The 13525-nt window shown below is 68.5% G+C and carries 13 protein-coding genes; 9 read left to right on the forward strand and 4 right to left on the reverse strand.

The window, feature by feature from the left end; genetic code table 11:
- Positions 1-16: 16 nt before the first annotated feature.
- On the reverse strand, positions 17-421 hold the full coding sequence (locus PHR85_RS01060) for a YraN family protein (protein WP_300049396.1): 405 nt from the start codon (positions 419-421) through the stop codon (positions 17-19).
- A 1-nt stretch (position 422) separates the two neighbouring features.
- Here PHR85_RS01060 and rsmI point away from each other — a divergent pair, with 1 nt between their 5' ends.
- The 8 genes from rsmI to glmU all read left to right on the forward strand — a co-directional run bounded on the left by rsmI (position 423) and on the right by glmU (position 9681).
- On the forward strand, positions 423-1343 hold the full coding sequence (gene rsmI / locus PHR85_RS01065; RefSeq protein WP_300049398.1) for a 16S rRNA (cytidine(1402)-2'-O)-methyltransferase: 921 nt from the start codon (positions 423-425) through the stop codon (positions 1341-1343).
- A 95-nt stretch (positions 1344-1438) separates the two neighbouring features.
- Positions 1439-4132 carry a bifunctional acetate--CoA ligase family protein/GNAT family N-acetyltransferase gene (locus PHR85_RS01070; protein ID WP_300049400.1) on the forward strand — a complete coding sequence of 898 codons (2694 nt, stop codon included), beginning with the start codon at positions 1439-1441 and terminating at the stop codon, positions 4130-4132.
- A 53-nt stretch (positions 4133-4185) separates the two neighbouring features.
- Positions 4186-5037 carry a 3-hydroxybutyryl-CoA dehydrogenase gene (locus PHR85_RS01075; RefSeq protein WP_300049402.1) on the forward strand — a complete coding sequence of 284 codons (852 nt, stop codon included), beginning with the start codon at positions 4186-4188 and terminating at the stop codon, positions 5035-5037.
- On the forward strand, positions 5037-5255 hold the full coding sequence (locus PHR85_RS01080) for a SlyX family protein (RefSeq protein WP_300049404.1): 219 nt from the start codon (positions 5037-5039) through the stop codon (positions 5253-5255). The genes PHR85_RS01075 and PHR85_RS01080 overlap by 1 nt, the downstream gene beginning before the upstream one ends.
- Positions 5256-5267: 12 nt before the next feature.
- Positions 5268-5519: an oxidoreductase-like domain-containing protein gene (locus PHR85_RS01085; RefSeq protein ID WP_300049406.1), complete on the forward strand. Its 252-nt coding sequence runs from the start codon at positions 5268-5270 to the stop codon at positions 5517-5519.
- Positions 5520-5583: 64 nt separating this feature from the next.
- Complete coding sequence (locus PHR85_RS01090) at positions 5584-6258, forward strand: transglutaminase-like cysteine peptidase (protein WP_300049408.1); 675 nt, start codon at positions 5584-5586, stop codon at positions 6256-6258.
- Positions 6259-6284: 26 nt separating this feature from the next.
- Positions 6285-8207 (forward strand): LapD/MoxY N-terminal periplasmic domain-containing protein, encoded by a 1923-nt coding sequence (locus PHR85_RS01095; protein WP_300049410.1) that lies wholly within the window; start codon positions 6285-6287, stop codon positions 8205-8207.
- Between the two features lie 73 nt (positions 8208-8280).
- Positions 8281-9681, forward strand: coding sequence for a bifunctional UDP-N-acetylglucosamine diphosphorylase/glucosamine-1-phosphate N-acetyltransferase GlmU (gene glmU, locus PHR85_RS01100; protein ID WP_300049412.1), 1401 nt, complete (start codon positions 8281-8283; stop codon positions 9679-9681).
- Between the two features lie 24 nt (positions 9682-9705).
- Here the strand turns inward: glmU and PHR85_RS01105 are convergent, their stop codons facing one another.
- The gene (locus tag PHR85_RS01105) at positions 9706-10161 is read right to left on the reverse strand and encodes an SH3 domain-containing protein (RefSeq protein ID WP_300049414.1); all 456 of its coding nucleotides are present in this window, start codon (positions 10159-10161) and stop codon (positions 9706-9708) included.
- A gap of 65 nt (positions 10162-10226) precedes the next feature.
- Positions 10227-10724: an Lrp/AsnC family transcriptional regulator gene (locus PHR85_RS01110; protein WP_300049416.1), complete on the reverse strand. Its 498-nt coding sequence runs from the start codon at positions 10722-10724 to the stop codon at positions 10227-10229.
- 135 nt (positions 10725-10859) lie between these two features.
- On the opposite strand from PHR85_RS01110, the gene glmS reads away from it, so the two are divergent.
- Positions 10860-12749: a glutamine--fructose-6-phosphate transaminase (isomerizing) gene (gene glmS, locus PHR85_RS01115; protein ID WP_300049418.1), complete on the forward strand. Its 1890-nt coding sequence runs from the start codon at positions 10860-10862 to the stop codon at positions 12747-12749.
- A 6-nt stretch (positions 12750-12755) separates the two neighbouring features.
- Here glmS and PHR85_RS01120 read toward each other — a convergent pair whose 3' ends face one another.
- Entirely contained in the window at positions 12756-13517 is a 762-nt protein-coding gene (locus PHR85_RS01120; RefSeq protein ID WP_300049420.1) for a cytochrome b/b6 domain-containing protein, read from the reverse strand.
- Positions 13518-13525: the final 8 nt, after the last annotated feature.

Genomic DNA, 13525 nt, shown 5'->3' on the forward strand with positions numbered 1-13525 from the left:
CAGCACGGCGCTGCAGCTAGTCGGCGTAAAAGGCTGCCTGCAGCCATTCGATCGCGGGTGGCTCGGGGCCGTCGAGGCGGCCCTGCAGCAGCACGGCGTCGAAGCGGCAGGGTGGAATGCTCGCGAGTCGGGCCAGAAAATGGCGCGCGGCAAGGATGATGCGGCGCTGCTTGCTTGAGACGATGCTGGCCGCCGCGCCGCCATGATCCGACGAGCGGCGCTGCCTGACCTCGACGAAGACCAGCGTGCCGTCGCGCTCGCGCATAATCAGGTCGATCTCGCCGCCACCACGGCCCGGCGTCCTGAAATTGCGGCAGACCAGGCGCAAGCCCTGGCGCCGCAGATGGTCGAGCGCCAGCTGTTCGGCCCTGTCGCCTCGGGCCTTGCTGGTGCTGGCCGCTCCCTGAATCTGGATCGTCATCTTGAACCCATCCTTCCAGCCGGCGCTGGGCGCCGCGCAAGCGGCTGCCGGTCCGCAACATTATCCCGCCGGCGCGCTCTACGTGGTCGCCACCCCGATCGGCAACCTGGCCGACATCACGCTGCGCGCGCTGCACCTGCTCGGGCTGGTCGACGCGATCGCCTGCGAGGACACCCGCCACACCGCCAGCCTGCTGCAGGCCTACGGGTTGCACCGGCCGCTGCTGGCGCTGCACCAGCACAACGAGGCCGAAGCGGCCATCGGCGTGGTCGAGCGGCTGCGGCGCGGCGAACGCATCGCCTATGTCAGCGACGCCGGCACGCCCGGCATCAGCGACCCTGGCGCCCGGCTCTGCGCGGCGGTGCAGGCCGCCGGGTTGCGCGCGATCCCGCTACCGGGCGCCAGCAGCGTGACGACGCTGCTGAGCGTGGCCGGACTGGCGGCGACCGAGACCGACGCGGCCTTCGAGTTCACCGGATTCCTGCCGACCAAGGGCTCGGCGCGCGCGCGGGCACTGCGCCGGCTGGCGCAGCAGCCGCACGCCTGTGTGCTGCTGGAAGCGCCGCATCGCATCCAGACCCTGGCCAAGGATCTGATCGAGCTGGGCGAGCGCAAGGTGACGCTGGGACGCGAGCTGACCAAGCAGTTCGAGCAGCTCGTCACGCTGCGCTGCGACGAGCTGGCGGACTGGCTGGTCGCCGACCCCATGCATGGCAAGGGCGAGTTCGCGCTCGCGCTGCACCCACTGGCGCGCGCCGCGGCCAGCGAGGACGGCCCGGACGCCGAGGCGCTGCGCGTGCTCAAGCTGCTGCTGGCCGAGCTGCCGCTCAAGGGCGCGGCCCGGCTGGCGGCCGAGATCACGGGTGGATCGAAAAATGCGCTCTATCAGGCCGGGCTCGCGCTCAAGCCAGACAAATATTGATTTTTGTCAGCATTCGCGCAGGCCGATCGGGCATGATGAGGTAATTGATGCACTGCAACAAAAGCATCAAGCGACATTCATCAAGGCAGCCCAGCATGAGCATACGCAACCTAGACTCCCTGTTTTCCCCTCGCAGCGTCGTCGTCATCGGCGCCACCGACCGTCCCCACAGCGTGGGCGGCACGGTCTGGAACAACCTGTCGGTCGGCTACAAGGGTGAACTCCACGCGGTCAACCCGCATCTGACCGAACTCGGTGGCAAGCCCGTCTGCGCCGACCTGCGGGCGCTGGCGACGCAGGCCGGCAAGGCGCCCGAGCTCGCGGTGATCTGCACCCCACCGGCCAGCATCGTGGGCCTGATCGCCGAGCTCGGCGCCATGGGCACGCGCGCCGCGATCGTGATCACGGCCGGACTCTCGCCCGAACAGAAGCAGGCCATGCTGGACGCGGCCCAACGCCACACGCTGCGGATACTGGGCCCCAACTCCATCGGCCTGCTGGTGCCGCACCTGGGCCTGAACGCGAGCTGCGCACCGGCCAACGCGGCGGCAGGACAGATCGCCTTCGTCTCGCAGTCGAGCGCGCTGGTCACCGGCATGCTGGACTGGGCCAACGCGCGCGGCATCGGTTTTTCGCATTTCATCTCGTTGGGCGAGCATGCCGACGTCGACTTCGGCGACATGCTGGACTACCTCGGCAGCGACGCCCGTACGCGCGCCATCCTGCTCTACGTCGAGTCGATCGATTCGCCGCGCAAGTTCATGTCGGCCGCGCGCGCGGCGGCGCGCAACAAGCCGGTGATCCTGGTCAAGGCCGGACGCTCGGCACCGGGCCAGCAGGCGGCGGCCTCGCATACGGGCGCGCTGGCCGGCGCCGACGACGTGTTCAACGCGGCGATCTCGCGCGCGGGCATGCTGCGCGTGCACACGCTGTTCCAGCTCTTCACCGCGGCGGAGCTGCTGGCGCGCTTCCGCGACAACCGCAGCGGGCGGCTGATCGTGCTGAGCAACGGCGGCGGCACCGGCGTGATGGCGGCCGATGCCGCCGCCTATTCCGGCGTCGAGCTGAGCACGCTGAGCCCGGCCATGCTGGAGCAACTCGATGCCGTGCTGCCAGCCAACTGGTCACACGGCAACCCGGTCAACATCATCGGCGACGCACCGGCGCAGCGCTATGTCGATGCCCTGAAGATCCTGCTGCAAGACCGCGAGAGCGCGGTGCTGTTCGTGCAGGCGCCAAGCGCGATCGTGCCCAGCCTGGAGATCGCGCAGGCGCTGCTGCCGCTGGCGCAGCAGCGCCCACCCCGGCTGCTGGGCTGCTGGCTCGGACAGGACAACGTCGCCGAGGCGCGCCAGCTGTTCCGCCAGGCCGGCGTGCCCGACTACGACACGCCCGAGCAGGCGGTGGTGGCCTTCTCCTTCCTGCGCACCTACCAGCGGCACCAGGCCGAGCTGATGGAGACGCCCATGGCCGACCCGCTGGGCAGCCAGCCCGACCTGGCGCGCATGCGCGAACTGGTCGACTTCGTGCTGGCCGACGGGCGCGACGTGCTGACCGAGCCCGAGGCCAAGGAGCTGCTGCGTCTGGCCGGCGTGCCGGTCACGCCCACGCGCGTGGTGCCTCCGACGCCCGAAGCGGCGGTCTACGCCGCCGAAACGGTGGGCTATCCGGTGGTGATCAAGATCCTGTCGCAGGACATCGTGCACAAGTCCGATGTCGGTGGCGTTCGGCTCAACCTGCACGACGGGACCGAGGTCCTCACCGCGGCACAGTCCATGCTGCAACGGGTCGCCGAGCGCCAGCCCGATGCCCGCATCGAGGGCTTCACGGTCCAGCCCATGGTGCGGCGCTCGCATTCGCACGAGGTGATCATCGGCGCCAGCGTCGACCCGATGTTCGGCCCGGTCATCCTGTTCGGCGCCGGCGGCGTCTCGGTCGAGGTGGTGGGCGATCACGCGGTCGCGCTGCCGCCCCTCAACACCTCGCTGGCCAGCTCGCTGATCGGACGCACCCGCATCTCCAAGCTGCTGCAAGGCTACCGCGAGGTGCCGGCGGCCGACCACGACGCCATCGTCCATGTGCTGCTCGCGGTCTCGCAACTGCTGTCCGACATTCCCGAGATCGCCGAACTCGACCTCAACCCGCTGGTCGTCAACCATGAAGGGGCGCTCGCGCTCGACGCGCGCGTGCGCCTGAGCCGAGCCAAGCCGGCCGGCGCGTCCAACTTCGCGATCCGGGCCTACCCGCGTCACCTGATCGAGACCGTGCCGTGGAAGGATGGCGGCACGCTGACGCTGCGACCGATCCGGCCCGAGGACGAGGCCAGGCACCTGGACTTCTTCCACAAGCTCGACCCCGAGGACGTGCGCATGCGCATGTTCAGCTCCCGGCGCAGCCTGGAGCACAGCGAGCTCGCGCGCATGACCCAGATCGACTACGAGCGCGAGATGGCCTTCCTCGCCACCGTCACCAACGCCGACGGCAGCGAGGAAACGATAGGCTCGGTGCGCGGCATCAGCGACCCCAACAACGACGAGGCCGAGTTCGCCGTCATCATCCGGTCCGACATGAAGGGCAAGCGCCTGGGCTGGCTGCTGATGGACAAGCTGATCCGCTACCTGCGCGCCAACGGCACGCAGCGCGTGGTCGGCACCATCCTGAAGGAGAACAACGGCATGCTGGATCTGGCGCGTGGCCTGGGCTTCACGATCAAGCGCCACCCGGAAGATCCGGACCTGCGCTGGGCCGAGCTGCCGCTGCGGGAAGCGGCAGCGCCGGCATCGGCCTGAAGCGAGCCGGCATAATTTGGTCTGAACCCCTCACCCCACAAGCAGGAATTTCCATGAGCAGCATCAAGACAGTCGGCATCGTAGGCGCCGGCACCATGGGCAACGGCATCGCGCAAGCCTGTGCCGTCAACGGCATCCGCGCCGTGATGGTCGACATCAACGAGGCCTCGGTGCAAAAAGGCGTCGCGACGATCGCGTCCAGCCTGGAGCGCCTGGTCAAGAAGGACAAGCTGAGCGCGGCCGACCGTGACGCGGCGCTGGCGCTGGTGCAGGGCTCGACGAACTACGAGGACCTCAAGGGCGCCGACCTGGTGATCGAGGCGGCGACCGAGAACCTGGAGCTCAAGATCAGGATCCTGCGCCAGCTCGACGGCCTGCTGCCGGCCGAGACGCTGATCGCGACCAACACCAGCTCGATCAGCATCACCCAGCTCGCGGCCGTGACCGCGCGGGCCGAGCGCTTCATCGGCATGCATTTCTTCAACCCGGTGCCGCTGATGGCGCTGGTCGAGGTCATCCGCGGCCTGCAGACCAGCGACGCGACGCATGACGCCGTGCGCGAGCTGGCGCTGCGGCTGGGCAAGACGCCGGTCAGCGTGAAGAACGCGCCGGGCTTCGTCGTCAACCGCATCCTGGTGCCGATGATCAACGAGGCCTTCTTCGTGCTGGCCGAGGGCGTCGCCTCGGCCGAGGATATCGACGCCGGCATGAAGCTGGGCTGCAACCACCCGATCGGCCCGCTGGCGCTGGCCGACATGATCGGCCTGGACACCTGCCTGGCGATCATGAACGTCTACTTCGACGAGTACCAGGACAGCAAGTACCGCGCCGCGCCGCTGCTGAAGGAGATGGTGGTGGCCGGCCGCCTGGGTCGCAAGAGCGGCCGTGGCGTCTACGCTTACTGATGGCGGCTGATCCGCACACCGAGGGCCGGCTGACCGAGCTTGAGATCAAGGCGAGCTTCGCCGACGATCTGCTCGACGAGCTCAACCAGCAGGTCTGGCGCCAGCGGCAGCAGATCGCCCAGCTGCAGCTTGAGCTCGCCGCGCTGCGCGACCAGTTGCGCGACAACGGGGCGTCGACTTTCCGCAGCCTGCGCGACGAACTGCCGCCGCACTACTGAAGACCGGACCGCATGAGCCACTACACCATCGCCCACCTGGGCGCCCTGCCCATCACTGACCTGGCTTGCGCGCAGGCAGCGGTGACGATGGGGCGCGAACTGGCGGCCCGCTCCGGCATCAGCCTGCGCGAGCCGCCGCCCGAGCCGACCAGCTGCTGCGGTCGCGGCTGCAACGGCTGCGTCTGGGAGGGCTACTTCTCGGCCCTGGCCTACTGGCGCGACGAGGCCCTGCTGGAGCTGTCCGACCCGGACGGCGGCGCCTGACCCGACCCGATATCCCGGACCGAAAAAGCTGTTTTCCCTCAAAGGCGGCTACGATGATGACGCCATGCGCCCGATCGCCTTCATTTTCCCGAGCGGCCGGCAGGCCCTGCGCAGCGTTCTGGCCTGGCTGGGCGGATGGCTGCTGTGCGCGGCGATGGCCCAGACTGGCCTGGAGCACTACGGTGAATCCGGCAACGAAACGGTGACGGCTTGGCGGCGCCTGCTCGAAGAATCGCGGCCACTGCCCATGGATGAGCAGCTCCAGGCCGTCAACCAGTTCTTCAACCGCCGCCTGCGCTTCACGACCGACCAGGCCGCCTGGGGCGTATCGGACTACTGGGCCACGCCGATCGAGTTCATGCGGCGATCCCAGGGCGACTGCGAGGAATTCGCGATCGCCAAATATGTCTCGCTGCTGATGCTGGGTGTACCGTCCGAGAGGCTGCGCCTGATCTATGTGCGGGCACGCTTGGGCAGTGCCGCCAGCGGCAACAGCGAGGCGCACATGGTGCTGGGCTATTACGCCGACCCCACCGGCGAACCCCTGCTCCTGGACAACCTGGTCAACGGCATCAGGCCCGCCGCCTCCCGACCCGACCTGACTCCCGTCTTCAGCTTCAACACCCAGGGCCTCTGGGTGCCGGGCAGCGAGAAACCAGCCGCAGCGGACCCGACGGCACGCCTGTCGCGCTGGCGCGACCTGCTCAGCAGAATGAAGACAGAAGGCGTAAAGTTATGAAAAAAGCAACCCAGGAAGGGGGCGGCATGACACTTGTCAAGCAGATCTGGCTGGCCATTGCATTGATCATGGCAGCGGCCTTCGGCACCAGCCTGGCGGTCAACCTGTACTCGACACGCCACTACCTGGAGCAGCAACTGCAGGTCAAGAACCTCGACAATGCGACCTCGATCGCGCTATCGCTGAGCCAGATGAACAAGGATCCGACGACGGTGGGGCTGCTGCTGGCCGCGCAGTTCGACCTCGGCCACTACCGCTTCATCCGCATTACCTCGCCGAATGGCCAGAAACTGTTCGAACAGACCTACAGCGGCGACTTCGGTGACGTACCCCCATGGTTCACCAGGCTGTTTCCGATCCACACCGAGCCCGGCCAGGCGCTGATCCAGGACGGCTGGAAACAGTACGGCACGCTGACGCTCGCCAGCCATGACCAGTACGCCTACCAGAGCCTGTGGGACGGCATGCTGGAACTGCTGCGCTGGTTCGTGCTGGGTTGTCTGGTCGCCGGGGGCATCGGCACCTGGCTCGTGCGCTGGTTCACAAGACCGCTGCTTGAAGTGGTGGCACAGGCGCAGGCACTGGCCGAGCGACGCTTCCAGACGGTGAAAGAGCCGCGCACCTCCGAGCTGCGCGCCGTCACCCGAGCCATGAACGACATGGTGGGCCGCATCAAGGCGATGTTCACCGAGGAAGCGCAGCGACTTGAGGTGCTGCGCGACCGGGTCAACCACGATGCCGTCACCGGACTGTCCAACCGCGACCATTTCCTGTCGCAGCTGCGTGAGGTCCTGGGTGGCGAGCAGCACGGCTCCTCCGGCAGCCTGATCATGCTGCGGCTGGCGGATCTCAACGCACTCAACAAGCAGCTGGGCCACCAGCGCGCCGACCAGCTGCTCAAGTCGCTGGGCGAACTGCTGCAGGCCGACACCCAGGAAGGTCAGCGCGCCGGCCGGCTCAAGGGTGGCAAGTTCGCGCTCATCTGTCCGACCCAGGACTCTGCCGCCGCAGCGCAGGCCCTGCACGCAAGGCTGCTGCGCGACTGGCTGCCGCAATGGCAGTCTGAATGGCACGACCTGTTCCACCTCGCCGCGGTGCATTACGAGCGCCACCAGGGCCTGGCCGACCTGCTGACGCGGGCCGACCAGGCCCTGGCGCGGGCTCAGGCCAAGGGGCGCAACAACTGGTATGCGCCCGAGGCCAGCAGGACCCGGATCGCCATTCCAGCCGAACAATGGCGCGTCCTGCTGACCGAGGCGATGGCTCAGACCGACCGCCTGAGCCTGGCCCTGTTCCCGGTGCTCTCATGTCGGGACGGGTGGCTGCTGCACCACGAGGGGGCACTGCGCCTGCAGACGGACGTTGCCAGCGCGCCGCTGTCGGCTGGCGACTTCATGTGGATGGCGGCCAAGCTCAACCTGACCGCGCCGATCGACCTCGGCGTGGTGAAGCTGGCCATCAGGGGCCTGCGCGAACGCAGCGGCAAGGTGGCGATCAACCTGTCGGCCGACACGATTGCCGACTTTGGTTTTCGCAACCAACTGACCGAACTGCTGCAGGCCAATCCGGCGCTTTGTTCCAGGCTGCTGTTCGAAGTGCCGGAATACGGCGTCTCGCGTCATTTCGAAGCCTTCCAGAGCCTGTCGCACCGGCTCAAGTCACTGGGCTGCCAGGTCGGCATCGAATATTTCGGCAAGCGCTTCGTCGAGAGCGACAAGCTCGCCAGCCTGGGACTGGACTACATCAAGGTGGATCCGGGCTATGTGCGGGGCATCGGCGGCAACGCCGGCAACCAGGAGTTCCTGACCGGTCTGTGCACGATGGCACAGACACTGGGCATGGCCGTCATCGCGGTCGGCGTCGAGCACGCGGAGGACCTGGCGCTGCTGAGCCGGCTGGGCTTCGACGGCGCGACCGGACCGGGCGTCCAGTGGAACGAACGGTCCTGAGCCGCAAAACGCCCCGCCAGCCGTCGGATAATGACGAGATGGCGCCTGGGAGGCGCGATTACGGAGTTTTCTGATGAGCTTTCCCGTGGATGTGGTGATCATGGCGGCCGGCAAGGGCACGCGCATGAAGAGCAAGAACCCCAAGGTGTTGCAGCGCCTGGCCGGACGCGCCCTGTCGGCGCATGTGATCGCCTGCGCGCAGCGCCTGGGCGCGCGCCAGGCGGTGGTGATCACCGGCCACGGCGCAGAACAGGTCGAGGCCGCGCTCAGCCCGCTGGCCAGCGCGGCGCTGGCACTCGACTTCGTGCGCCAGGAGCCGCAGCTCGGCACCGGCCACGCGGTGCAGCAGGCGCTGCCGGTGCTGGCCGATGACGGCATCACCCTGGTGCTGTCGGGCGATGTACCGCTGACCCGGCCCGAGACGCTGGAGGCGCTGCTGCAGGTCTGTGGCGGCGAACACCTGGCGCTGCTGACGCTGGAGATGGCGGACCCGACCGGCTACGGCCGCATCGTGCGCAATGCGATCGGCGACGTGCAGGCCATCGTCGAGCACAAGGACGCCAGCGACGAGCAGCATCGCATCACCGAGATCTACAGCGGCATCATGGCGCTGCCGACCCGATTGCTGCGCGGCTGGCTGGCGCGACTGGACAACCACAACGCGCAGAACGAGTACTACCTGACCGACATCGTGAAGTTCGCGGTCGCCGACGGCGCGCGCGTGCTCGGACACCGCATCACCGACGCGGTGCAGGTCGCCGGCGTCAACAGCCCGGCCCAGCTGGCCGAGCTTGAGCGCGCCTTCCAGCGCCGCCAGGCCGACGAGCTGATGGTCGCGGGCGTGCGCCTGGCCGACCCGGCGCGCTTCGACCTGCGCGGCGAACTGGTCTGCGGCCAGGACGTCGAGATCGACGTCAACTGCGTCTTCGAGGGCCGGGTCGAGCTCGGCGAGGGCGTGCGCATCGGCGCCAACTGCGTGATCGCCAACGCGAGGATCGGCGCCGGCGCGGTGATCCACCCGTTCACGCATATCGACGGCGAGCAGGCCGGCGTGAGCGTCGGCGCTGGCGCGCTGATCGGCCCGTTCGCGCGGCTGCGCCCCGGCGCGCAACTGGGACGCGAGGTGCATATCGGCAACTTCGTCGAGGTCAAGAACTCGACCCTGGCCGATGGCGCCAAGGCCAACCACCTGGCCTACCTGGGCGATGCCGACGTGGGCGAGCGCGTCAACTACGGCGCCGGCAGCATCACGGCCAACTACGACGGCGCCAACAAGCACCGCACCGTGATCGAGGCCGATGTCCATGTCGGCAGCAACTGCGTGCTGGTCGCGCCCGTCACGATCGGTGCCGGCGGCACGGTCGGCGGCGGCTCGACCGTGACCAAGGACACGCCGGCCGGCGCGCTGACGGTGGCGCGCGGCAAGCAGTTCAGCATCGCGAACTGGAAGCGCCCGAGCAAGCAGAAGGGCTGAAGCAGCCCGGGAGTCACTGGGGCCTCACCAGCCCCAGAGCAGGTCGCGCGCGATCCAGGCGGTGCGTCCCGGCGCCAGCCGCACGCGCACCCAGTCGGCGCCGCGCAGTTCGGTCCGCAGCACCTGGCCGTAGACCGCGTAGCCGAGCGCCGCATGCTCATCGCCCGGGCCGGCGCGCAGCCGGGCCGAGCGCGCCCGCACCACATGGTAGGGCAGCGCACCCGTGGTCGAGGCCGCCACCCAGCCTTGATCACCCTCGAAATCCCTCACCTTGAGCCAGCGGCCCTGGCGTTCGAGCACCTCGAGCGGATAGCCGCGGTCGAGTTGCCACAGCACCTCGCCGGACTTGCCGGGCGCGGCGCGCAGGTTGGCGGCGTTGGCCCTGATGCTGATCAGCTGCTGGGCGCCCGCCGCCAGCGGGACGACACAGGCCGCCAGGCAGAAGGCCCAGCGGACAAGGATGCGGCGCGAAGTCGGCATGGATTGCTCCCCAAACGGTTTGCAGCCACTATAGCCGCTGCCGCGGCGCGCGCCAACGGGGCCGATCAGCCGCGCGCAGGCTCGGGCAGGGGCAGGGTCGGCTCGAACTTGGCACGCTTGAGGCTGAAGAAGGCGCGCACGTTGCGCACATTGGCATCCTGGGTGAACAGGCGTTGCGCCAGCAGCTGGTAGCCCGGCATGTCGCGCACGGCGACCACCAGCACGAAGTCCGGCCCCGGGCTGACGCGCCAGCATTGCTGCACCGCCGCGTCGGCGACGGCGCGGGCCTCGAAGGCATCGAGCGCCTCCTGGCCCTGGCGGTCCAGGCTGACCTCGACCAGGGCGGTCAGGCCGTGGCCGAGCGCGGCGGCGAGCCGTTCGGGCTGCAGCAGCGCGACCTGGCGCTCGATCACGCCGAGCTCGACCAGGCGCCGGGTGCGCCTCAGGCTGGTCGCGGGCGAAACGCGCAGGGTCTCGGCCAGCGCCTGGTTCGAGCGCGCGGCATCGCGTTGCAGTTCCGCCAGCAGCCTGAGGTCGATGTCGTCCAGGATCATTTCTTCCATAAAAAGTAATTCTATGAAAGAAATCATCAAAAATGTGGCATGGAGAAATTAACCATCATTAATGAGTCAAAAAAGCTTGCCAATTTTTCTCACGCCCCCTTAACATTTCTTTATTGACTATCAAAAGGGCAAGCTATGTGCGGCATCGTCGGCGCGGTCTCCACGCGCAATATCGTCCCGATCCTGGTCCAGGGTCTGCAGCGGCTGGAATACCGGGGCTATGACTCCTGTGGTGTCGCGGTGCACCGCGGCGCGGCAATCGAGGGCGCGCAGGCACCGGCCCCGTCCGGCCTGCAGCGCGCGCGCAGCACGGCTCGGGTGGCCGAACTGCAGCAGCAGGTCGATCAGGATGGCCTGGCCTCGGGCACCGGCATCGCGCACACGCGCTGGGCCACCCATGGGGCACCGGCGGTACACAACGCGCACCCCCATTTCAGCCACGGCCCCGGCCCGCAGGCCCAGGCGCGCCCGGCCCGCGTCGCGCTGGTGCACAACGGCATCATCGAGAACCATGAAGAGCTGCGCGCCGAGCTGCAGGGTCGCGGCTATGTCTTCGAGAGCCAGACCGACACCGAGGTGATCGCGCACCTGGTCGACTCGCTCTATGACGGCGACCTGTTCCAGGCGGTGCGCGTCGCCACCGCCCGCCTGCATGGCGCCTACGCGGTCGCGGTGTTCCACAAGGACGAGCCGAACCGGGTGATCGGCGCGCGCGCCGGCTCGCCGCTGGTGCTGGGCGTGGGCGCAGGCGAGTACTTCCTGGCCAGCGACGCGATGGCGCTGGCCGGCGTGACCGACCAGATCGTCTACCTGGCCGAGGGCGACCTGGTCGACCTGCAGCTGGGCCGCTACTGGATCTGCGACTCCGCAGGCCAGCCGCTCGACGCCGCGCAGCGTCCGGTCAAGACGGTGCAGGCACACAGCGGCGCGGTCGAGCTCGGCCCCTACCGCCACTACATGCAAAAGGAAATCTTCGAGCAACCGCGTGCGCTGGCCGACACGCTCGAAGGCGTCGAGGGCATCGTGCCCGAGCTGTTCGGCGACGGTGCCTACCGCGTGTTCAAGGAGATCGACAAGGTGCTGATCCTGGCCTGCGGCACCAGCTACTACAGCGGCTGCACCGCCAAGTACTGGCTGGAGTCGATCGCCAAGGTGCCGACCCAGGTCGAGATCGCGAGCGAGTACCGCTACCGCGACTCGGTGCCCGACCCGAGGACGCTGGTGGTGACGATCAGCCAGTCGGGCGAGACCGCCGACACGCTGGCCGCGCTGCGCCACGCGCAGAGCCTGGGCATGACGCACACGCTGACGATCTGCAACGTGTCGACCAGCGCGATGGTGCGCGAGTGCGAGCTGGCCTATGTCACGCGCGCCGGCGTCGAGATCGGCGTCGCCTCGACCAAGGCCTTCACGACCCAGCTCGCCGGCCTGTTCCTGCTGACGCTGGCGCTGGCGCAGGTCAAGGGCCGGCTCAGCGAGGCGCAGGAAGCCGACTACCTCAAGGCGCTGCGCCACCTGCCGGTCGCGCTGCAGTCGGTGCTGGCGCTGGAGCCGCAGCTGATCAGCTGGGCGCAGGACTTCACCAGCAAGGAAAACGCCCTCTTCCTGGGTCGCGGCCTGCATTACCCGGTAGCGCAGGAAGGCGCCTTGAAGCTCAAGGAGATCACCTACATCCACGCCGAGGCCTATGCCGCCGGCGAGCTCAAGCATGGCCCGCTGGCGCTGGTGACGAGCGCGATGCCGGTGGTCACGGTGGCGCCGAACGACGCGCTGCTGGAGAAGCTCAAGAGCAATATGCAGGAGGTGCGCGCGCGCGGCGGCGTGCTCTACGTGCTGGCCGACGGCGACACCCGCATCGAGAGCAGCGAGGGGGTACACGTGATCCGCATGCCCGAGCATTACGGCGCGCTCAGCCCGATCCTGCACGTGGTGCCGCTGCAGCTGCTGTCCTATCACACGGCCTGCGCGCGCGGCACCGACGTCGACAAGCCGCGCAACCTGGCCAAGAGCGTCACGGTGGAGTAATCGGGTTCAATCCCGCTCCGACTGTTCCTCGACAGTGGCGCTGGCGGCGGTTGGGGTGGGCGCCTGGGTCCATTCCCAGCCCCAGTAGGACAGGACCCCGACCAGCAGCAGCAGCGCCAGCCAGCGGTGGTTGCGCTTGGCCAGGTCGGGGCCGGCGCCCTCGACGCGCCCGGTGAGCATGGGCAGCGCCTGGTTCTTGCGCCGCAGCAGGCTCATCAGCAGGATCAGGCCCAGGTGCAGCAGCACGACCCACAGGAAGAGCTCGCCCACGGCTTCGTGGACCTCTTCCAGCAGCTCGATCAGCCAGTCGCCGCCCCACTCGTGGAACACGGCGTAGCCGCTGAGCGTCAATGGCAGCACCAGCAGCAACATGGCGACGACCGCCGTGGCCATGGCCAGGTTCTGTCCCTGGCGCCAGTTGACGGCCTTCGGCCGGCCCTGGGCCGGGCGCTCGAACCAGGCCGCCTTGACGGAACGCAGCCAGAACGGCGCGTTGCCGAGCTTGTTCCACAGCGTTGACAGGCGCGCCTGGCGCGGCCCCAGCACCCCGTACAACACCCGGAACGCGAGCAGCCCGGCCAGGGTGTAGCCCAGCACCACATGCAGCAGGCGCAGGCGCTCGCCGTCGGCGGTGAGGTAGGCCCCGACAAAGCAGAGCGCGAACAGCCAGTGGAAGACCCGGGTCGGCGCGTCGATGACGCGGCGGGTGGGCGGCGCGGCCTGATCCAGCCGGTCGGCGGCAGGCACGGAAGTGGTTGCGATATTCATGTCGATCT

The organism is Malikia sp., from assembly GCF_028687635.1.
In the GTDB taxonomy this organism is placed as follows: domain Bacteria; phylum Pseudomonadota; class Gammaproteobacteria; order Burkholderiales; family Burkholderiaceae_C; genus Malikia.

What these genes read in the sequence shown, in the direction of transcription:
- PHR85_RS01060 (WP_300049396.1), bottom strand. Translation starts at nt 421, where the DNA reads ATGACGATCCAGATTCAGGGAGCGGCCAGCACCAGCAAGGCCCGAGGC.
- PHR85_RS01070 (WP_300049400.1), top strand. Translation starts at nt 1,439, where the DNA reads ATGAGCATACGCAACCTAGACTCCCTGTTTTCCCCTCGCAGCGTCGTC.
- PHR85_RS01075 (WP_300049402.1), top strand. Translation starts at nt 4,186, where the DNA reads ATGAGCAGCATCAAGACAGTCGGCATCGTAGGCGCCGGCACCATGGGC.
- PHR85_RS01080 (WP_300049404.1), top strand. Translation starts at nt 5,037, where the DNA reads ATGGCGGCTGATCCGCACACCGAGGGCCGGCTGACCGAGCTTGAGATC.
- PHR85_RS01085 (WP_300049406.1), top strand. Translation starts at nt 5,268, where the DNA reads ATGAGCCACTACACCATCGCCCACCTGGGCGCCCTGCCCATCACTGAC.
- PHR85_RS01090 (WP_300049408.1), top strand. Translation starts at nt 5,584, where the DNA reads ATGCGCCCGATCGCCTTCATTTTCCCGAGCGGCCGGCAGGCCCTGCGC.
- PHR85_RS01095 (WP_300049410.1), top strand. Translation starts at nt 6,285, where the DNA reads ATGACACTTGTCAAGCAGATCTGGCTGGCCATTGCATTGATCATGGCA.
- glmU (WP_300049412.1), top strand. Translation starts at nt 8,281, where the DNA reads ATGAGCTTTCCCGTGGATGTGGTGATCATGGCGGCCGGCAAGGGCACG.
- PHR85_RS01105 (WP_300049414.1), bottom strand. Translation starts at nt 10,161, where the DNA reads ATGCCGACTTCGCGCCGCATCCTTGTCCGCTGGGCCTTCTGCCTGGCG.
- PHR85_RS01110 (WP_300049416.1), bottom strand. Translation starts at nt 10,724, where the DNA reads ATGGAAGAAATGATCCTGGACGACATCGACCTCAGGCTGCTGGCGGAA.
- glmS (WP_300049418.1), top strand. Translation starts at nt 10,860, where the DNA reads ATGTGCGGCATCGTCGGCGCGGTCTCCACGCGCAATATCGTCCCGATC.
- PHR85_RS01120 (WP_300049420.1), bottom strand. Translation starts at nt 13,517, where the DNA reads ATGAATATCGCAACCACTTCCGTGCCTGCCGCCGACCGGCTGGATCAG.